Source organism: Leclercia sp. CFBP8987 (assembly GCF_034044995.2).
Lineage (GTDB): Bacteria > Pseudomonadota > Gammaproteobacteria > Enterobacterales > Enterobacteriaceae > Enterobacter > Enterobacter tamurae.
In genome coordinates, this window is the sequence record NZ_CM188255.1 from 1,659,486 (window position 1) to 1,679,700 (window position 20,215).

18 protein-coding genes and 1 tRNA gene are annotated in these 20,215 nt (G+C 55.6%); 7 read left to right on the plus strand and 12 right to left on the minus strand.

Annotated elements, in window-relative coordinates; all coding sequences use genetic code 11:
• The first annotated feature begins 135 nt into the window (after nucleotides 1–135).
• Nucleotides 136–762, plus strand: a complete 627-nt coding sequence (locus SOM40_RS07790; RefSeq protein ID WP_225759136.1) for a TfoX/Sxy family DNA transformation protein — start codon at nucleotides 136–138, stop codon at nucleotides 760–762.
• Here the strand turns inward: SOM40_RS07790 and yccS are convergent.
• Entirely contained in the window at nucleotides 747–2,882 is a 2,136-nt protein-coding gene (gene yccS, locus SOM40_RS07795; protein ID WP_261642627.1) for a YccS family putative transporter, read from the minus strand. The two genes, SOM40_RS07790 and yccS, sit on opposite strands and share 16 nt — an antisense overlap.
• A gap of 18 nt (nucleotides 2,883–2,900) precedes the next feature.
• Nucleotides 2,901–3,347 carry a YccF domain-containing protein gene (locus tag SOM40_RS07800; RefSeq protein ID WP_106992625.1) on the minus strand — a complete coding sequence of 149 codons (447 nt, stop codon included), beginning with the start codon at nucleotides 3,345–3,347 and terminating at the stop codon, nucleotides 2,901–2,903.
• 123 nt (nucleotides 3,348–3,470) lie between these two features.
• On the opposite strand from SOM40_RS07800, the gene helD reads away from it, so the two are divergent.
• On the plus strand, nucleotides 3,471–5,525 hold the full coding sequence (helD, locus tag SOM40_RS07805) for a DNA helicase IV (protein WP_106992626.1): 2,055 nt from the start codon (nucleotides 3,471–3,473) through the stop codon (nucleotides 5,523–5,525).
• 37 nt (nucleotides 5,526–5,562) lie between these two features.
• Here helD and mgsA read toward each other — a convergent pair whose 3' ends face one another.
• Both mgsA and csgI read right to left on the minus strand, forming a co-directional pair.
• A complete protein-coding gene (mgsA, locus tag SOM40_RS07810) occupies nucleotides 5,563–6,021 on the minus strand; it encodes a methylglyoxal synthase (RefSeq protein ID WP_106992627.1) in 459 nt (152 codons plus the stop codon).
• A gap of 79 nt (nucleotides 6,022–6,100) precedes the next feature.
• Nucleotides 6,101–6,763 carry a curli synthesis inhibitor gene (gene csgI, locus SOM40_RS07815; RefSeq protein WP_106992628.1) on the minus strand — a complete coding sequence of 221 codons (663 nt, stop codon included), beginning with the start codon at nucleotides 6,761–6,763 and terminating at the stop codon, nucleotides 6,101–6,103.
• Nucleotides 6,764–6,934: 171 nt separating this feature from the next.
• Between csgI and SOM40_RS07820 the strand changes: the two genes are divergently transcribed.
• Nucleotides 6,935–7,348 (plus strand): CoA-binding protein, encoded by a 414-nt coding sequence (locus tag SOM40_RS07820; protein WP_106992629.1) that lies wholly within the window; start codon nucleotides 6,935–6,937, stop codon nucleotides 7,346–7,348.
• 37 nt (nucleotides 7,349–7,385) lie between these two features.
• Here SOM40_RS07820 and hspQ read toward each other — a convergent pair whose 3' ends face one another.
• Nucleotides 7,386–7,703 carry a heat shock protein HspQ gene (gene hspQ / locus SOM40_RS07825; protein WP_106992630.1) on the minus strand — a complete coding sequence of 106 codons (318 nt, stop codon included), beginning with the start codon at nucleotides 7,701–7,703 and terminating at the stop codon, nucleotides 7,386–7,388.
• 60 nt (nucleotides 7,704–7,763) lie between these two features.
• Complete coding sequence (rlmI, locus tag SOM40_RS07830) at nucleotides 7,764–8,954, minus strand: 23S rRNA (cytosine(1962)-C(5))-methyltransferase RlmI (RefSeq protein WP_320457101.1); 1,191 nt, start codon at nucleotides 8,952–8,954, stop codon at nucleotides 7,764–7,766.
• A 94-nt stretch (nucleotides 8,955–9,048) separates the two neighbouring features.
• Here rlmI and yccX point away from each other — a divergent pair, with 94 nt between their 5' ends.
• Complete coding sequence (gene yccX / locus SOM40_RS07835; RefSeq protein WP_320529778.1) at nucleotides 9,049–9,330, plus strand: acylphosphatase; 282 nt, start codon at nucleotides 9,049–9,051, stop codon at nucleotides 9,328–9,330.
• Here yccX and tusE read toward each other — a convergent pair.
• Together tusE and yccA are read right to left on the minus strand one after the other, a co-directional pair.
• Entirely contained in the window at nucleotides 9,327–9,656 is a 330-nt protein-coding gene (tusE, locus tag SOM40_RS07840) for a sulfurtransferase TusE (RefSeq protein WP_106992820.1), read from the minus strand. The genes yccX and tusE overlap by 4 nt on opposite strands.
• Before the next feature lie 86 nt (nucleotides 9,657–9,742).
• Nucleotides 9,743–10,402, minus strand: coding sequence for an FtsH protease modulator YccA (gene yccA, locus SOM40_RS07845; RefSeq protein ID WP_166182057.1), 660 nt, complete (start codon nucleotides 10,400–10,402; stop codon nucleotides 9,743–9,745).
• Nucleotides 10,403–10,669: 267 nt separating this feature from the next.
• Between yccA and SOM40_RS07850 the strand changes: the two genes are divergently transcribed.
• Both SOM40_RS07850 and SOM40_RS07855 read left to right on the plus strand, forming a co-directional pair.
• Nucleotides 10,670–12,298: an ABC transporter substrate-binding protein gene (locus SOM40_RS07850; protein WP_262673160.1), complete on the plus strand. Its 1,629-nt coding sequence runs from the start codon at nucleotides 10,670–10,672 to the stop codon at nucleotides 12,296–12,298.
• Between the two features lie 145 nt (nucleotides 12,299–12,443).
• Nucleotides 12,444–12,531 (plus strand) — tRNA-Ser (locus tag SOM40_RS07855).
• A 47-nt stretch (nucleotides 12,532–12,578) separates the two neighbouring features.
• Here the strand turns inward: SOM40_RS07855 and SOM40_RS07860 are convergent.
• Both SOM40_RS07860 and SOM40_RS07865 read right to left on the minus strand, forming a co-directional pair.
• Entirely contained in the window at nucleotides 12,579–14,258 is a 1,680-nt protein-coding gene (locus SOM40_RS07860; RefSeq protein ID WP_320457100.1) for a glycoside hydrolase family 43 protein, read from the minus strand.
• A gap of 63 nt (nucleotides 14,259–14,321) precedes the next feature.
• Entirely contained in the window at nucleotides 14,322–15,761 is a 1,440-nt protein-coding gene (locus tag SOM40_RS07865; RefSeq protein WP_320529777.1) for an MFS transporter, read from the minus strand.
• A gap of 447 nt (nucleotides 15,762–16,208) precedes the next feature.
• Here SOM40_RS07865 and SOM40_RS07870 point away from each other — a divergent pair, with 447 nt between their 5' ends.
• On the plus strand, nucleotides 16,209–17,588 hold the full coding sequence (locus SOM40_RS07870; RefSeq protein WP_501050614.1) for a carbohydrate porin: 1,380 nt from the start codon (nucleotides 16,209–16,211) through the stop codon (nucleotides 17,586–17,588).
• Nucleotides 17,589–17,720: 132 nt separating this feature from the next.
• On the opposite strand, the gene SOM40_RS07875 is transcribed toward SOM40_RS07870, so the two are convergent.
• Together SOM40_RS07875 and SOM40_RS07880 are read right to left on the minus strand one after the other, a co-directional pair.
• Nucleotides 17,721–18,776, minus strand: coding sequence for a LacI family DNA-binding transcriptional regulator (locus SOM40_RS07875; protein ID WP_320457098.1), 1,056 nt, complete (start codon nucleotides 18,774–18,776; stop codon nucleotides 17,721–17,723).
• Nucleotides 18,766–20,193, minus strand: a complete 1,428-nt coding sequence (locus SOM40_RS07880; protein WP_320457097.1) for an inositol monophosphatase family protein — start codon at nucleotides 20,191–20,193, stop codon at nucleotides 18,766–18,768. The genes SOM40_RS07875 and SOM40_RS07880 overlap by 11 nt, the downstream gene beginning before the upstream one ends.
• Nucleotides 20,194–20,215 lie beyond the last annotated feature (22 nt).

Here is a 20,215-nt window from a genome sequence, read left to right on the forward strand (position 1 = left end):
CTCGCAAATTTGGGTTGTTATTCAGGCGGATTGAAAAATCATCTTGCCGTTCGATCATAAGTTACCTATTTTTTGACTAACGGATCCGTTAACCAATAACTTCACTATTACTGCATGATTTAAAAGGGAAATATCATGAAAAAGTTATCTTATGAACGGATCTATCAATCTACGAAATATCTTTCACCCCTTGGTGAAGTCCAGCATCGCGCGCTGTTTGGCGGGTACACCCTGGCGGTGGATGACGCGGTCTTTGCGATGGTATCAGACGGTGAGTTATACCTGCGCGCCTGTGAAGAGAGCGCACAGTATTGCGTCAAAAATACCTCCTCTTACTTAACGCTGGTTAAAAGGGGGCGCCCGATTTTGCTGAATTACTACCGCGTGGATGAGGCGCTCTGGCAGGATCAGGATAAGCTTCTGCAGCTCTCCTCCTTTGCCCTCGAAGCCGCACGACGGGAGCGGCGCGAGCGGTACAAGCGCGACAGGCTGAAAGATTTACCCAATCTCAACTTTCAGCTTGAGATCCTGCTGAACGAAGCGGGCATCACCGATGAAGAGGCGTTACGCGCCCTCGGCGCCGAGCAGTGCTGGCTGAAGATAAGAGAACTTAACAGGCATCTGAGCTACAAGGTGCTGTTTGCGCTGGAGGGGGCCATCGTCGGGCTGCACGAAGCGGCGCTCCCGGAGATCAGACGCCAGGAGCTGGTAGAGTGGTACAAAAGGCTGCCCGTGGAGAACAGCCCTCACTCCGGTAGTTGATTAACATGCTGCTGTAATCGACAAATTTCTGGTAGCAACGCGATAAGCAGACCGATTTGCTGCAGCACTAACGGAGCTTTGCTCTCGGCACCCGGTTCAATATGCGAAATGCGTTGCGCCAGTTCGGACAAGGCCTGCTGAACACGAGGTTCATCCGCTGGACGTTGATGAAGCGCATCATCGACATAGCAAACGGCGTCATCAAGTAACGCCAGGATAGCCGGACTGGTCAGCCGTTCGCGGTGTGCGCCCAGGGCCGATATGTAGCTGGTAAAGGTGTGGTTCAGGCACAACAGGCGAAATGCGGCTTCGCGCGTTTCCGCTGTCGCCCGCGGCTCCGTGGACATGTTCGAGACCACCGACGCCAGCTCCGCATCGCGGTTGTAAGCGTCACGTCGGGCTATGCGATACGCCAGACGGTTATCGCGGCCCTGATGATACTGCTCAAGAATGGCATCCAGATATCGGCAGTTGGCATTCATCGCCTGATCCAGCACCCGGGGCAGATTACGGAAGCGCCAGTCCGGCCAGATAAAGCTCACCGCGGCCCAGGCAATGGCACAGCCGATCAGGGTATCGATGACGCGCGGCAGAGCCACTTCAAAACCTTCCCCGAGGAGGTTGAAACAGAGCAACACCAGCAGGGTAATAAACATGGTGGCGTGCGCGTACTGCACATTGCGAAACGCAAAAAACAGTACCCCGGTGATTACAATTAAGATCAGCTGGCCTTCCAGAGAGGGGACGAAGTAGAGGATGGGCAGCCCGATGGCGACCCCCACCAGCGTGCCGATAATACGCAGCGCCAGCCGATGGCGGGTAGCATTGTAGTTGGGCTGGCAGACAAACAGACTGGTCAGCAAAATCCAGTAGCCATGGTTAAGCCCGGTTATCTGTATAAAGGCATAGCCAATGCAGAGTACCACCGACATTCGCACCGCATGGCGGAACAGGGCCGATTCCGGCGAAAAGTTGCGGCTTAAGCGCAGCCACATATCGCTGAAACCGTGCAGGCTGTCGTCGGCCAGCTGGTTTTCCACATCATTGCGGGGCATGGCGAGCGCCTGCTCGGATTCGATGGTGGCGAGCTGGGCATCAATGGCGCGCAGGTTATTCAGCAGAAAACCCAGCGCTTTCATCTGTTCAGCAGAGGTCCCACTGGCCTGGACGCGATCGAGAGCCGCATCCAGGTGCGTGAAGGCCCGCTCAAAACGCGGATCGTGCTGATAAGGGATGCGCAGCAGGATGGACCGCGACAACTGCTGGCAGGCCTGCGACTGCATGGACAGGAGGCGCTGGAAGCGAAACATCACGTCGCTATAGCGAAACTTCTCTCGCAGATCGGCGTACTGAATATGCGAGGAGCTGGCGCGCTCGTGGATATCCTGTGCCACAAAGTAGTAGTGCAACGTTCGGCGGGTGCCGCGCTGCCCGCGATCGCCGCGTAAACGGGTGAGCAGCGAGGCTTTGGTCTGGTTCAGCGTGGTCACCAGCTGGCCGTTCGCCAGCGCCAGATCGTACAGCGGTGCCTGACCGTCATCTTCAATATCCGGGTCAAAGAGCCGGGATTTTAGCTCCAGATAATGCGCCAGCTGCCCATAGCTGCGGGCCAGATTGTCCTGCAGCGGACGAATGGGGAAGATCAGGTGCCCGGCCAGAGTGAGCAGGTTATACCAGACTGCTCCCAGTAGCAGAAGTACCGGCTGCTGATACCACTGGTCGTAAAGCGACACCCCCAGCATGGTATAGATAGCAATCAGCAGCGCGCCAAAGGCAATGGTGGCGTAACGCTGTCCCAGTCCGCCCAGCAGGATAAAGACGCTGGTGGAGAGCATCAGCCCGAGGGCGAAAAGCCACGGCCACGGGAAGAGCAGCTCCACCGACGCCGAGGCGATAAAAAAGCAGATCAGCGTGATGACCAGATTGCGCAGCCGACCGGCGAGACGGTCATCCAGATCGGCCAGCGCCCCGGCCACGACGCCCAGCGTCAGCGGAATGGTCAGCTTTACGTCGCCCAGCCACCAGGGCAGGGCGGTACTGCCACACAGGGCAATAAAGATCCTGACGTTATACAGCCAGGCGCTGTTGAGAGTGTAGCGACGAAGCAGCGGGCTTAGCATGAGCGCTCGGGATCCTTGTTACGGAAAACGACGGCGGGCATTAGCTTCCCGCGCGGCGCGGGCCACTTCCACCGGGACGACCCGGCGTCCGACAGGCCATAAGGCAATGGCGGCAATTTTAAAATTGGCGAGCCCGACCGGGATCCCGATAAGCGTCAGACACTGGGCGATCCCCGCCGCAATGTGCATAAGACACAGCCACCAGCCGAAGAAGATCAGCCACACAATATTGAGCAGCGTCCCGCCGGTATTCAACAGCGCGTTTTTGCTGCCAGGCTCCAGCTCATCCACGTGAACCGCTTCATTACCGTACGGGACCAGCGAAAGTTTGGTGATCTCCCAGCAGGAGCGCGTCAGCGGCAGGGTGAAGATCAGCACCACGCTGATCAGCGTCGCCAGCAGCCATGAGAGCGTGGTGGCAAAACCACCCAGCACAAAATTCAAAATATTCAGAACGGTACGCATAAAACCTCAATTCTTTCCATAATGTTGAAGCCCTGCTGATTGTAACGTTTTTTTGCGCTGGAGCACCTGAAAACTGGCAGTTAAACTATCAGGCAATTATTCACGTCGTGGATCGGGCTGGACATGGAACTGAAAGCAACTTCGTTAGGCAAACGCCTGGCACAACATCCGTACGACAAAGTCGTTCTGCTTAACGCCGGGGTGAAAGTCTCCGGCGAACGCCACGAGTATCTCATTCCCTTCAACCAGCTGCTGGCCATTCACTGTAAGCGCGGCCTGGTCTGGGGCGAGCTGGAGTTTGTCCTGCCCGAAGAGAAAGTGGTGCGCCTGCACGGGACGGAGTGGGCGGAAACCCAGCGTTTTCACCACCATCTGAATACGCTCTGGCAGCAATGGAGTGCTGAAATGAGCGAGGTGGCGGCGCAGGTGCTGCAAAATGCGCTGAATGATATTGCCACCAGCAACGCGCAAAACAGCTGGCTGACCCGGGAGAAAACGCTGGGCCTGCAGCAAAAAATCACCCAGGCGCTAGAGGCGCTCCCGCTGTCGGTCTCGCGGCTGGACGAGTTTGATAACTGTCGGGATGCCTGGCGTCAGTGCCAGGCCTGGCTGGAGGATATTGACCAGAGCCGGCTGGCACATAACCAGGCCTGGACCACGGCCATGCTCAGCCAGTACGCCGACTTTTTTGCCGGTATTGAGTCATCTCCCCTGAACCCGGCCCAGGCCCGGGCAGTGGTAAACGGCGAGCAGTCGCTGCTGGTGCTGGCAGGGGCCGGTAGCGGCAAAACTTCAGTCCTGGTGGCGCGGGCAGGCTGGCTTCTCACCCGCAATGAAGCCGCTCCCGAGCAAATTTTGCTCCTGGCGTTTGGTCGCAAGGCAGCCCAGGAGATGGATGAGCGGATCGAGGCCCGGCTGCACACCCGCGACATTACCGCCAGAACCTTCCACTCCCTGGCCCTGCACATCATTCAGCAGGGGAGCAAAAAGGTGCCGGTCGTCAGCCAGCTGGAGAATGACACCGTGGCGCGGCAACAGATTTTTATCGAGGCCTGGCAACAGCAGTGCAGCGAGAAAAAAGCGCAGGCCAAAGGCTGGCGCCAGTGGCTGGAAGAGGAGCTGGACTGGAGCGTGCCGGAAGGCAGTTTCTGGCAAAACGAAAAGCTGGCCCGCCGACTGGCTCCGCGGCTCGATCGCTGGGTGAGCCTGATGCGGATGCACGGTGGCGCGCAGGCCGAGATGATTGCCGGGGCGCCCGAAGAGGTCCGGGCCCTGTTTTCTAAGCGGGTGAAGCTGATGGCCCCGCTGTTAAAAGCGTGGAAAACCGCCCTCAAGGATGAAAATGCCGTCGACTTTTCCGGGTTGATCCATCAGGCGATCGTTATTCTCGAGAAAGGCCGCTTTATCAGCCCGTGGAAGCACATTCTGGTGGATGAGTTTCAGGATATCTCTCCTCAGCGCGCGGCCCTGCTGGCGGCGCTGCGGGCGCAGAATAAACACACTACTCTCTTTGCCGTGGGGGATGACTGGCAGGCGATCTACCGCTTTAGCGGTGCCCAGCTGTCACTGACGACCGCGTTCCACCACTACTTTGGCGAAGGCGATCGCTGCGACCTCGACACCACCTACCGCTTCAATAACCGGATCGGTGAGATCGCCAACCGGTTTATCCAGCAGAACCCGCATCAGCTGGCAAAACCGTTGAACAGCCTGTCGGCCGGTGACAAAAAAGCGGTCACGCTGCTGGCAGAGGATCAGCTTGATGCTCTGCTGGATAAACTGAGCGGTTATGCCAGACCGGAGGAGCGCATTCTGGTGCTGGCGCGCTATCACCATCTTAAGCCTGCCAGCCTTGAGAAAGCTGCCACCCGCTGGCCGAAACTGCAGCTGGATTTTATGACCATTCATGCCAGCAAGGGGCAGCAAGCGGATTATGTGATCGTGGTGGGGTTGCAGGAAGGAAGCGATGGTTTCCCGGCCCCTGCGCGCGAATCGGTGATGGAACAGGCGTTGCTGCCTGCGGTGGAAGATTTTCCCGATGCCGAGGAGCGCCGGTTGCTGTATGTGGCGATCACCCGCGCCCGTCACCGCGTCTGGCTGCTGTTTAACAAAGAGCAGCCTTCGCGCTTTGTGGACATTTTGAAAAACATCGATGTGCCGGTAGCGCGGAAACCGTAGGCCGGGTAAGGCGAAGCCGCCCCCCGGCAGGAAACCCTTACTTAAGACGCTCGGCCAGATAGCGTGGATAATCCGGGATCAGGATCTCCACCTGGTCGTTGAACTGCGGCGAGGCAATAATAAAGTCCGCCGTAGACAGGTTGGTGGCGACCGGGATATTCCATACCGTCGCCAGGCGCAGCAGCGCTTTGACGTCCGGGTCGTGCGGGACCGCATTCAGGGGATCCCAGAAGAAGATCAGCACATCAATCTTCCCTTCCGAAATCTGGGCGCCCACCTGCTGATCGCCGCCCAGTGGGCCGCTCAGCATGGCATTGACCTCAAGCCCGGTTTCGCGCTGGATCAGGTTACCGGTGGTCCCGGTGGCGGACAGCCGGTGTTTTTCCAGCAGGGATTTGTGACGCTGAACCCAGTTGAGCAGCATCTGTTTGCAGTGATCGTGCGCCACCAGCGCGATATGTTTGCGGTCCGGCAGGGTGCGAGTTGTGAGTTCCATAATCTCTATCCGTTAGTTAACTGGTTACAGATTACTGGAAGCACCTGACGCTGCAAGAGAAAGGGCTAAAAAATGCGGCTCAGGACGAGGGTTGTTGCTTCGCCCACTGCAGAAAACGGTTACGGGTTTCGGGATCGGCCTGGGCAAACCAGTACTTGAGCCGCTGCTCGGTCAGATTCTGCGACTGCGGTGGCGGCATATCCAGTTCGGACACGCCGGATAACAGCGTGCTGTCATCGGCCATGGTGGTGGAAAATTGCGGTATCGAGGCGCTCTGGCCGGCTTTGTTATAACGCTCGGTATCGTATTCATAGTTGACGCCCGACGGGGTATCGGTGATCGCCAGAATATCCAGCTTCACCGGAATCGGCGTCGCATCGCCATCCAGCAGTTCAATATGCGGTGAATGATCAAAAAGTTGCGACTCTTTTTCTGTTTCCAGCCGGGGAAGGCTAAAATTAACCTGACTGATACGTTGGGTGTTAAAGCTGGCGACCAGCGGAGGAGAGATATAGACCCGTTCTTCATGATTGCCGATGCGAATGGTCTTCTCGACCCGAAACACAATCTGATGGGGGCCGTTGTCGAGCTCTATACTGTCCGCACCGCGCAGCAGTGAACTTGAGACTTTTTTTCCGTCCAGCACCAGCAGGTCGATGTCCGTAGAGAGCCGCAGCGTAGTGGCAAAAACGCAAACCGGCATGAGCAGCGCAAACAGACTCCAGGCAATGCCGGTTTTCATAAAAAGCCCTCTTAAAAGACACACGCCACGAAGAATGTATCAAAATTTTTCTTTAATCATATTTACTAACATATAGACATCATTGGGCAATTTGCCCTCATGCAGACGTATGGGATGCCAAATTGCGCTCACTGTATTGGTATTGATGTTGAACACGCCAGGAGGAAATTCATGAAACAGAATGATATTGCTGAGATCCTTTCCACCACCCGAACCATCGCGCTGGTGGGGGCGAGCGACAAGCCCGATCGTCCGAGTTATCGGGTCATGAAATATCTGCTCGATCAGGGTTATCACGTGATCCCGGTCTCGCCAAAAGTGGCAGGCAAAACCTTGTTAGGCCAGCAGGGGTACGGCACCCTGGCGGAGGTACCGGAAAAAATCGATATGGTGGATGTGTTCCGTAATTCCGAAGCCGCCTGGGGTGTCGCGCAGGAAGCCATTGCGGTTGGAGCGAAAACCCTGTGGTTACAGCTTGGGGTGATTAATGAACAGGCGGCGGTGCTGGCGCGTGACGCCGGGATGAATGTGGTGATGGATCGCTGTCCGGCGATTGAGATCCCACGCCTGGGAATGGCGAAGTAATAAAAAACCCGGTCAGCCATCGGCTACCGGGTTCTTGTTAGTTACGCAGGCGCGGGGCCTGTAACTGTCTGCGGATCGTTTGCGCCAGTTCATCCATGGAAGGCTGTTCAGGGTGTTCATCCTGCTGCTCGCCACTTAGCTGGGCTTCGGCAAGATAGGTGTGCACGGCCTGGCCTTCGTCGTCTTCCATCACCACGTGGTACCAGGGGGCGGCGCGGAGTTCTGCGTTGACCGCCAGTTCATCCACTGACGGTTCATCGAGAGAATATTCCGGGTCGATATCCACGACCACGCCCAGGTATCCTAACAGGGAGTGGCGGACCTGCTGGCCGATACCGAATTTGCTGGCAATCATAGTCACCTCCCGGGAAACGTTACTTACACTATAGGTGTGGGCAACATTCCACTTTTCAAGTTACATGATGCGACAGGCAAATCCTTTCAGATACAGCCCTTCCGGATAGGTAGCGATCACCGGATGATCGGCCGCCTGACGGAACTGCTCTATAAATTGTACATCACGCCCGGCATCTACAGCGGCATCTGCGACAATTTTCTGGAACAATTCGGTAGTCATCAGGCCGGAACAGGAGAAGGTCAGCAGCACGCCGCCAGGGTTAAGCAGCTGGATCGCCAGCATATTGATGTCTTTATACCCACGACAGGCGCCCATCAGCTGGCTTTTGTTTTCGACGAACTTCGGCGGGTCCATCACGATCACGTCAAACTTCTCGCCCTGATCGCGGTATTTGCGCAGCAGCTTGAAGACATCGTCGCGAACAAATTCGGCTTTGCTCAGATCGAGCTTGTTCAGCTCAACGTTCTGCCTGGCCACATCCAGCGCTTCCTGAGAGGTATCGACGCTCACTACCTGGCTGCAACCGCCCATCAGGGCCGAGACCGCAAAGCCGCCGGTGTAGGAGAAGCAGTTCAGCACGCGTTTATCGGCAACGTACTGGCGGGTCGCCAGACGGCTGTCACGCTGATCGAGGTAGTAACCGGTTTTATGGCCACCCTGAATATCCACCAGCAATTTCATGCCGTGCTCTTCAATCGGCAGCAGGGCAGGTGGCAGTTCGCCCGTCACGGTACCCTGGGTCAGTTCCATGCCCTCTTTTTTACGCACCGCAACGTCGCTGCGATCGTAAATGGCGCACTCTGGATACAGGGTCTGCAGGGCGCTGATTAACGCCGCACGCTGATACTCTGCACCTGCGCTTAACAGCTGCAGCACCAGGAAGTTGCCGAAACGGTCGATGGTCACGCCTGGCAGACCGTCGGATTCACCGGCGATCAGACGATAGCTGTCCAGCCCGTCGCGTTTTGCCAGCCAGTCGCGCCACTGCTGCGCCTGCTGCAGACGACGAACGAAGAAATCGATGTCGATGATTTCATCTTTATCGAAGGTCCAGACGCGCGCGCGGATCTGGGACGCCGGCGAGTATGCGCCGCGCGCTAACCATTTACCCTGATGGTCAACGATATCGATAGTTTCTCCGAGACTGGCTTTCCCTTCCATACGGGCAACCGCACCAGAAAACACCCAGGGATGACGGCGCAGTAATGACTTCTCGCGCCCTTTGGCTAACACTAAACGTACACTCATAATTTGCTATTCTGTCGCTTCAAAAAGATGGCCGCCATTTTCCCGAGTTCGGGGGGGAAATGCAACGCGCCATACACGGATAAGGGGAACGATGATGTCAAAAGTCTGCACAATCGCATGGGTTCACGGCACGGTTCAGGGAGTTGGCTTTCGTTACAGCACGCAGCGTGAAGCTACCGATCTGGGGTTGACCGGGTACGCGCGCAATATGGATGACGGAAGCGTCGAGGTAGTGGCCTGCGGCGAGGCGGAACAGGTCGAAAAACTGCTCGCCTGGCTTAAGGCGGGCGGGCCGCGCATCGCCCGGGTTGAAAAGGTTCTGTCAGAGCCGCATCAACCCGACCGGGACTACGTTAATTTCGGTATTCGCTATTAAATGCATTTCACGGGTTTAGGCAGGCCGGCGATCTTGGTCGCCTGTTTTGCCGGGCCTTTCGGGAACAGACGATACAGATAGCGACTGTTGCCTTTCTCCTCGCCGTACTTATTGGCCATCGCTTTTACCAGCATACGGATGGCGGGGGAGGTATTAAATTCCAGATAGAAATCGCGCACAAACCGCACCACTTCCCAGTGCTCCGGCGTCAGGGCAATCGACTCTTTTTCGGCAATAATAGCCGCCAGGCCTTCGCTCCACTGGCTGGTCTCTTTCAGATAGCCTTCGCTATCGGTCTCAATCTCTTTACCGTCAAAGTTCAGCATAATCATCACAGGTTTATCGAAAACCGCGGCAGTTTACCAAAAAAGAAAGCCCCGCATAAGCGGGGCTTTTTATACAGCACTGTCGGTTAATCGCGGCTGGCGAAGCCCAGGATGCTCAACAGGCTGACGAAGATGTTGTACAGCGACACATACAGGCTCACGGTAGCGCGGATGTAGTTGGTCTCGCCGCCATGAATGATGTTGCTGGTTTCCATCAGGATCGCCCCGGAGGAGATCAGGATGAACACCGCGCTGATAGCCAGGTGCAGAGCCGGCAGCTGCAGGAAGATGTTCGCCACCATACCGACCAGTACCACCACGATGCCCGCCATCAGCATACCGCCGAGGAAAGACATATCTTTGCGGGTGGTCAGCACGTAGGCAGAACAGCAGAAGAACACCAGCGCCGTGCCGCCCAGCGCCAGAGCGATCAGATCGCCCATCCCGGCAGACAGGTAAGTGTTAAGCATTGGCCCCAGGATGTAGCCCAGGAAGCCGGTGAAGGCGAACGCGGACAAAATACCCACCGGCTTGTCAGCAGTTTTGTAGGTCAGGAACATCAGACCGTACATACCGACCAGCGTCAGGATCAGCCCCGGAGACGGCAGCATTAACACGGTGCTGGCGGTTGCCGTCAGCGCGGAGAAGGCCAGCGTCAGGCTCAGCATAAAGTAAGTATTGCGCAGCACCTTGTGGGTGCTGAGTAGCGATGTGCGGTCGCGTGAAGAACTAATAATACGATCCATGAGTCACTCTCTTATGACAGATGTAATTAACGGCAAGAATAGGAAACGACGCGCCGGTTACAAAGTGGTTTTACCCATCTTTACTCAGCGTCTTAGGGTCAGAGCCAGCATGAAATGTTCCACAACGTCCACTATGCAGAACGAACCGCGGTTTGTCGGGATTAATCAGATCAAGCTCTTATAGGTCACTGAAATATATTGCCTTATTCCCGTCGCAACGCTAAGAGTTATTTTGCATCGTCACAACTACACTATAAGGCGAAGGACATGAAATCATCATCACGCGCTACATTTACCCTCTCTTTGCTGACGGCAGGCATCCTTTGCGCAAGCGCAACGGCCTTTGCCGCCAGCGTACCGGCAGGTACTGAGCTGGCAGAGAAGCAGGAACTGGTCAGGAATAATGGCAACGAACCGGCGTCACTCGATCCGCATAAAGTCGAAAGCGATGTCGAATTCAATATTATCAGCGATTTGTTCGACGGGTTGGTTAGCGTCTCCCCGAATGGCGAGATCCAGCCGCGACTGGCGGAAAAATGGGACAACAAAGACAACACCGTCTGGACCTTCCATCTCCGCCCGGGCATTACCTGGAGCGACGGCACCGCCATCACCGCTCAGGATGTCGTCTGGAGCTGGCAGCGGCTGGTGGATACAAAAACCGCCTCGCCGTACGCCAGCTACCTCGGCAGCATGCTTCTGGTGAACGCCACCGATATCGCTGAGGGCAAAAAAAAACCCGACACTCTGGGAGTTAAAGCCCTGAACGATACCACCCTGGAAGTGACGCTGACCCAGCCTAACGCGGCCTTCCTTGCCATGCTGGCGCACCCGTCGCTGGTGCCGGTCGATAAGGTGCTGATTGGCCGCTATGGCGATAAGTGGACCAAGCCGGAACACTTTGTCAGCAGCGGGGCCTATACCCTCAGCCAGTGGGTGGTCAACGAGCGGATCGTTGCCGAGCGTAACCCGCGCTACTGGGATAACGCCCATACGGTGATCAACAAGGTGACGTACCTGCCGATCACCTCCGAAGCCGCCGACGTGAACCGCTACAAGGCGGACGAAATTGATATTGTCTACACCGTGCCGATCAACCAGTTTGCCCAGCTGCAAAAAACGATGGGTAGCGAGCTGGACGTCTCTCCGCAGCTGGCAACCTACTACTACGAATTCAACACCACCCGTCCGCCGTTTAACGACCCGCGCGTGCGTCAGGCGCTGAATCTGGCGCTGGATAAAGACATTATCGCCGGGAAAGTGTTAGGACAGGGGCAACGTCCTGCGTGGGTCATCAGCCAGCCCGATATCGGCGGTGTTAAACTACACAACCCGGACTACGCCAGCTGGCCTCTGGAGAAACGCATTGCCGAAGCGAAGAAGCTGCTGAACGAGGCGGGCTATAACGACAGCCATCCGCTGAGCTTTAAGCTGCTGTATAACACCTCGGAATCGCACCAGCGGATTGCCATCGCCGCCAGCTCGATGTGGAAGAAAAACCTCGGCGTGGAGGCGAAGCTGCAAAACCAGGAGTGGAAAACGATGCTGGACACCATGCATACCCACAACTTTGACGCGGTGCGCTACGCCTGGATCGCCGACTACGACGATGCGGCCACCTTCCTGAATAACTTCCGTACCGGCGACAGTCAGAACACCAGCCAGTACAGCAACCCCGCCTATGACGAGGCGCTGGTCAATGCGGCAAAAGCGAAGACTACCGCCGAGCGCGGCACCTTCTACCAGCAGGCTGAAGATCTGCTCGCCCGGGACGTACCGGCGATCCCGGTTTATCACTACGTTCGTACCCACCTGGTGAAGCCGTGGGTAGGGGGCTTTACGCCGGATAAGCTGGGGTACTACTACACCAAAGAGATGTACATCAAAAAGCACTAAGGGTCGGTGGTAAGATTGCGTGCTGATAAAATGGCCAGAATGTTGTCTATTCAACCGATTAAACGCATTTTGGCTATTTTTCAGGCGAACGATTGGGCTCATACTTTACAGCGTACACGGAGGTGTTTATAGTTCGCCTCACTTAGGAAGCGTGGCCGAGCGGTTGAAGGCACCGGTCTTGAAAACCGGCGACCCGAAAGGGTTCTAGAGTTCGAATCTCTACGCTTCCGCCAAATTTGAAAGCCCTGCGATAGCAATATCGCAGGGCTTTTTCTTTTATTTAATCAAAGCGCGATTCGCTCGCTTCCCAGCTCCAGGCATCATCCGCCGTCAACCTGTCGCCCAGCTCCTGGTAAACGAAGTTATAAAAATCTGCGCTGGCATCGTAACCCGAGTAATCGACCACCGCGAGGCCAACGAAGGCGCCGGTAAAGAACCCACCATAGCTTTGCAGGACATAGTCATCTGAGAGAACCGCGGCATCCAGTTTGACAGGGATCTCAGTGAAAGTTACGCCATCAAAGCTGTATTCATAGGTATAACTCTCCTTGCGAACTTTGGTGCGGAACCAGACGTATTCTGTCCCTGCGGGGATCTTAATCGCGTTATCTTTCAAATAAGAGGTGTATTTACCACGGTTATTTTCACCTATTTCGATGACAGAACCATTGATTTCATTCCAGGTAATGAATACGAAGCTCCAGTGGCGGTCATTATAATAATTCGTCAAACCTGCCATCTGTTGATAATTAAACGGGTTAAATTTGACTTTAACCTGCGCGTCAAAATAAAAGGCTTGCCAGCGTCGGGCGATCAACGAAAGGTCATGGGTATTGGCCAAAGAACCTTGTCCATTTAACGTCAGCTTTCCATCGCCTGTGGTCCCCATTTTTTCGGTGAACGGGACACGAAGCGTATTCCAGTTAATATCCAGTGTCGCAGTGTTGAAATCGTCGTGCTGGCTATGATCTTTTGCGCTTTCGGTAAAAATGGCATCGGATGGCCCTTCGACAAAGGTTTTACCGCCATGACCTCCTTCAATACGTGGCCAGCCATCGTTATCCCAGTAGACTTTCTGAATAGACGTTTCCCGGCCTAGTGTTGACCAGCCCCGCGGATCATAGACTGATTCACCTCGGCGATTCCACGGACGTGCGCAAAGCGAGGCGTAATACCATTCCCCGCTCGGAGTCGAAACTAAAGCGCCATGTCCCTGCTTCTGAATATAGCTATCTGGCGTATCGACGTTGGTTAAGAATACGTCGCCTGGCTCGGTTTCGAAGCTGTTGGCCTCTAAGGTTTTTGAACGTGCCACCACTTCCTGGTGGGTAAAGACAGTCCCACCCTGGGCGGCGAAAAGATAGTAATAGCCGTTCAGTTTATAGAGATGCGGCCCCTCAACAAGGGCAACGGCAGTGCCGCGATAAATAGTCCGCGCGGTCTCCGGTTTTAATTTTAGCGTGCGGGTATCCAGCTCCGTTAAGGTGATGCCATTAAAGGGATGATGGTATTCGCGATGATCCCAGGTTTGTTGAACTAAATATTTACGGCCATCGTCGTCATGGAAGAGTGACGCATCAAATCCGACGCCGTTAAGTTTAATGGGATCTGACCAGGGGCCACGAATATCGGTGGCGGTGGTCAGGTAATTCTTCATGTCCTTAAAAGCACCTTCTGTGATTTTCACATCGGTGTAAACCAACCAGAATTTACCGTCGGCATAAGAGAGTGCCGGTGCCCAAATCCCCCCGGACGAAGGATTGCCTCGCATATCTAAAAGCGCTGTTGTAGAGAGTGGACTGGGCAGCAGATTCCAGTTTTGCAGGTCTTTTGATTCATGTAAACGAACGCCAGGAAACCACTCAAATGTTGAGTTTGCAATATAGTAAGTGTCTTCAACACGGATAATGCTTGGGTCCGGGTTAAAACCAGGGAGTACAGGGTTCTGAATAAGAGACATAGCATTCTACCTTTTAAATTTTACTGACTTATCGTGTTCTGAGGCTTTTCAATGAAAATATAATCAGACGCGGATCTCATCAAGCTGACGATTAATATCTGTGACATGTTTATCTGAGATTGGATAAAGATGGATAACGATCATCGAGATAAAGGCTAAAACGATAGGGATCCAGACCGCGGTGATAATTATACCGTCGATAGCAGTCGCACTTTGCTGCGCACCTGTTTCGTTAAAGCCATAAACAGCCAGTAACCACAGTGGAATCGCGCCGCCGATAGTAAAACCAATTTTGAAAAAGAGACCCATAATGGCATTGATGATGGCAGCATTGCGCTTGCCTGATTTCAGTTCACCATAAGCAATGACTTCAGGGACCAGTGCCCACATAAATCCGGTCGCCGAGGTTAAGCCCCATTGTTTAATAAACGTAGCGATATAAGCCAGCCAGAGTGCATCATGCATACCCTCGCGTGACCAAACGTAAGTCAATAATTCCCCCACAATAAACATGCCCAGGAAAATGTGGAAGAACCCTTTTTTGCCAAAAATTTTCTTAAGCTTTGGCCAGAAAATGGGGAACAGAATGCCCGGAATTGAAGCAACAAGGCCAACGGCGCCCATCCATTCAGAATGGCCGACAACATACTGATTGAAAAAGCCGTTTACCGTGTTCATGAAGAACATGAATGTAAAGGCCAGCATGAAAAAGAGTCCGAGAATAACCAGGGGGCGATTATTTTTGAGTTCGAGGAATAAATCTGTCGTTTTAACGTTCGCCGTTTGCTCAGCAGAGGCAACAACGCGTTCTTTGGTAAATTTGTAGCAAATGAAAAGTGCAACCGCTCCGATTATCATATAAATCGAGTAAACACCAAACCAGGCGTAATTCGCTGAGGGATCGGTGTAATTCCCCATATTGAGTTCAAGCCCAAAAAACCCCGTATCCTTGAGGCTACGATCTTTTGGCGAGGCCATCTGGACAAACATCGGAAAGAGGGTATAGACCAGAAGATTGGCACTGTTTGCCAGCATCATGCGCGTACTGGTCAGTTTATCAATAGATTCAGGATCTCTCGTTAAGGAGGCATTTAGTGAACCATAAGGAATATTCACAACGGAATAAACGAGATCCAGGGCCAGATAAACGATAAATGCAAAGGGAACGGAACCTTTGACGCCAGGAATCGGCGCGAAAAGTAAAGCGGAAAGAATAACCAGCGGCACGCCCGCCCTTAAAATCCAGGGACGATACTTTCCGGCCTTTGAACTTCTTTTGTCAACATAGGTTCCTACCATCGGATCCCAAAACACATTGATGATGCGGACAAAAAGAAATATGAATCCCGCCGTGGCTGTCCCGATAGTATTTACCGTCAGCATGTGAAGCGCCAGAAAACCCCCGATCGTGCCAAATACCAGGTTTTGCGCAAAGTCTCCCATCCCGTAACCAATGCGCTCCCCGCGAGATAATTTATGATATTCATCATGCCGGCTTTGCATTATCGTTTTACTCATTCTAATCCGATCTCCGATTTGTTTTATGAATGTTAGGCTCTTTCTGACACAGGTGGCACGGGAGAATCCATTACGTTTTTAAATTAAGTAATTATGTTTTTTTATTTCTGTGATCGTCGAGGCATAAGGGTATTTTTGCGACGAGGTTCACGTTTGAGCATTATCTTACTCTGATAGTGAAATAACGTAATTGAGCAAGCGGCATGGAAAATGGAGGGTATGTCCCTGTCGATTATTTGCCGCATTCCGCGGTTGGTACAAGCGCGCTTTGAATAATAAATTTGAGTGAAGGAGATAGCCTTACGATAATAGTGTGAATCCTCTGGCCCCTAAAAAATAAAAATCAACTTGTTCTGATGATAGCGACATATTCTGTCCATCCGGAACGGGGTGGTTATTGTCTGAATAAAATTTAAATATATTGAGATAACCATGAATATGATTAAAAAACTTCCCTTAACAATGGCGGTTCTCGCCGCGCTTTGCCCAATTTCTGTCCTCGCGCAGGAATTTACGCAGGAGCAAATCGACGCCATTGTGGCCAAAGCGGTGGATAAAGCCCTGGCGGATCGCCAGGCGAAAATGGATGCCGCGGTGGCGAAAAAAGCCGACGTCATCACCGAACCCCAGAGTGCCGCCCAGTCCCCGGATATGGCGATCCCGTTCGGGATTAAATTTACCGGCTATGCCCGCTACGGCGCGCACTTCCAGGCCGCCGATCAGAAATATGTCGCGGTGGACGGCTCCTACAACGGCGCCTCGGCGATTGGCCGTCTGGGTAACGAAAGCAACGGCGGTGAATTCCAGCTCTCGAAAGTCTTCAAGGGCGAAAACGGGGCCATCTGGGACGTCAACGTGATGATCGACCACTGGGGCGACGAGGTTAACCTGAAAAAGGCCTACGCCGGGGTGACCAACATTCTGGAATCCAACCCGAACGCCTATCTGTGGGCGGGGCGTGACTTCCACCAGCGTCCGCAGCAGGGCATCAACGACTACTTCTGGATGAACCACGACGGCCAGGGTGCCGGGGTGAAGAACTTCGACATCGGCGGCGTGCAGTTTGACGTGGCCACCGTGGCAGCGGTGGAATCCTGTAGCCCGGAAGTGATGGACGATGAAGCCAACCCGTCGCGCATCACCTGTACCGGCGGCTCCGGCACCGGCGACAAAGGCAACTACGCCGCCACCTCCAAAATTCACGGCATGAAGCTCGGCCCGCTCGACCTGGAGCTGTACGCCAACTACGGCTTTGACTCGAAAGCCATCGACACCGACGAGCGGATGAATGCCTGGCAGGGCGGCGTGGTCCTGAGCCACACCAACGACAGCGGCGTCAACAAAGTGATCGCCCGTTACTCCGATAACTCGGACAACAGCGTGTTCAACAAAACCGAGGATCTGACCACGGTGTACGCCAGCTTCGAAGGGCTGCACAAGTTCACCCAGGCGACCCAGGTGGAGTACATTCTGGCCTTCCACGACTACGACAACAGCCGGGACAGCACCGACAACCGCAAGAACTACAACGCCATCGTGCGTCCGATGCACTGGTGGAACGACGTGCACTCCACCTGGCTGGAGGCGGGCTGGCAGCATGTGGATTACGACAACGGCGGGGATAACAAGGGCTGGAAGCTGACCCTGTCGCAGAACATCTCTATCGCCATGGGCCCGGAATTCCGTCCGATGCTGCGCTTCTACGCCACCGGCGGCAAGGTGGATAACGAGCGCACCGCGCGCGTGAACAATACCCAGGACGAAACGCTGGACGACTTCAACGTCGGCGCGATGTGGGAGGCGTGGTTCTAAGGTAAAAGCAAAACGGCAACGCAACGTTGCCGTTTTTAGTGTGTGCGCCCTCTCCCCGTGGGAGAGGGTCGGGGTGAGGGCATCAGACCGCACCGCATCTTGCTGCGCCGGGTGGCGCTTCGCTTACCCGGCCTACGGTTTTTGTAGGCCCGTGCAAGCGCAGCGCCGCCGGGCAGGAGCCGTAGTCCTCCGTTCCACCAGACGCGCCGTAAACACCCGGCTGGCGGGTTGTTCGGCATCCGCGGCGAGCAGCATCTCACAGGCCGCCTCCGCCATCTCTGCCAGCGGCTGGGCGAAAGTCGTCAGCTGATACCCCAGCCAGCTGGCCTGTTCGATGTCATCAAAACCAATAACACTGATCTCCTCTGGAATGCGCAGGCCAAACTCGTGGCGTGCGGCATCGATAAATCCGCAGGCGATTAAGTCAGTGACGCAGAAGACACCGTCCGGCGGTGAGGCCTGGCCGAGCAACGCCCGGGCGGCGAGGACGCCGGTCTGGTAACTGGCGCTGCCGGGGCGGATCAGCGTGACCTCGGTGTTCCTTTCGGCAGCGGCCTCCAGAAAGCGCATTTCGCGGGTAATCATGCTCGGGGAACGGGTGGAGGAGGAGACAACCGCCAGACGGCGGCAATGTGCGGCTATCAGGTGGTCACAGGCCTCCTGCATCGTCAAGCTGTAGTCGATATCAATATTGTCCGCGCTGGGGAACTGCCCCATGCGGTTAATCGCGATCACCTGCTGTCCGCTCTGCAGGCACAGCTCTATCAGGGACGCGGGCGGTTTGCCCGACAGCACGATGGTGGCGGTTGAACGATAGTTCAGGGTTTGCTGCAGTGCCTCTCTGGCGCTCGCTTCGTCGTCGTCGGTGTTGATCACCATCACCGCGCGTCCGGCCTGGTGCAGGCGGCGGGTCAGGTGGTCAAGCAGGCTCGACTGCCAGGGGTACGACAGATTGCCGCCAAGAATGCAGACCGGGCGGCTCTCCTCCCGGGAGAGCCCCCGCGCCAGATGGTTGACGTGATAATTCAGCGCTTCGGCGGCGGCCAGCACCTTACGCCGGGTATCCTCAGACACGCTGCGGCCCGGCGTAAAGGTTCGCGATACCGCAGAACGGGAAACCCCCGCCAGGCGCGCCACCTCGGTGGCGCTGGCGAAGCCGGGATTTTTCCTCAGACTGTTATTGCTCATGACGCTGTTCCACTCCGGCGAGGGCTCGTTCGCGGATAATGGCATGTTCGGCCAGGCGGATCAGCGACGGCTTCGGCGTTTCATACCACTCGTCCGGGTGGAGCTGGCGTCGGTCGCGGATAAGATCGATGGCCGCATCGAGCGTCGGGAAGCGTTCCGGGCACTCCAGATGCATAAACAGCGCCACCAGGGCCACAGAGCGACTGCGTCCGCCGCGACAGTTGACGAGGATATTGCCGCGTTTACGGTTTCGGTAAGAGGCTTTATCCGGGATCTGCTGGAGCAGGGCCGAACGCATCAGCTGATAGCCAGCGTGCAGCATCTCGGGAGCATTGCCTTCGCCGTCCACCAGCCCCAGCTTGTAATAGCGGACCGGGCCTGAACCATGAGCACGCAGTTGTACAGGCGCGCCGGCTTCCGGATGCGTCACCCAGTCGATATCGAGGTTCACCGCGCAGTTAATCACGATCCCGATATCGTGTTCAGCCAGCAGGGCCGCATCGCTTACCCCGCTGGATCCGCCGATATAAATATCCACGTTCCAGCCGGGAAAATCCTCGGCGATCAGGCTGATGGGCGGGCGAGGGTAGTGGCCTGCCTCGGGCTTCGCCTCTGTTTCGATGGTCAGGGGAATACCCGCCGCAGCCGCAAGGTCAGCAGCAATGCCTGGCGCGGCGGCCAGCACCGGCAGGCCGTTGAAAATACCCTCGGCACTGTCAGGAACCACCCCCGTCAGGCCGCCCGCTTCACGCACCAGCAGCAGCCCCGCCAGGCAATCCCAGGCGTTCATATGGATTTCGAGATACCCGTCGGTGCGACCTTCTGCCACCCAGGCCAGCGCCAGCGCCCCGGAGCCGCCCCGGCGCACGCTGGTGCCCAGACTGAGCAACGAGCCCAGCACCTTCAGGTAGTGATTCTGGCCGTGACGGGCAGACCAGCCCAGCTCAACGGCGGCCCGCTGCGGGTCGATAATGGCGGTGCAGCGCAGCGGCTGACCGTTTTTCAGGGCGTAATGACCGCGACGGGCCAGATAGAGCTCCTGGCTGACCGGGTTGTAAACCGCCCCCAACTCGGTCACGCCCTGGTGAACCCACGCCATACAGACGCAAAAGTGGGGGATGCCGCGGGCGAAGTTGGCGGTGCCGTCGATGGGATCTACTACCCACAGGCTCTCCGCGCTGGCAGGCTGGCTGGCGGACTCTTCGCCGAGGATCAGATCGCCCGGGAACGCCCCGGCAAGGGCTTCCAGAATCTGCTTCTCAACGAAAGTATCGGCCTCGGTCAGGATATCCTGATGGCCCTTCAGGGCATACTCGCCCGCTTTCCGCGACTGGAAGAAGCGCAGGGCGGTATCCCCGGCATCAACAATAATGCGCTTCAGGGCGGCTTCCCGCTGTTCAATATCATGAGTAGTCAAAGTGTGCTGCCTGTTCAGAATG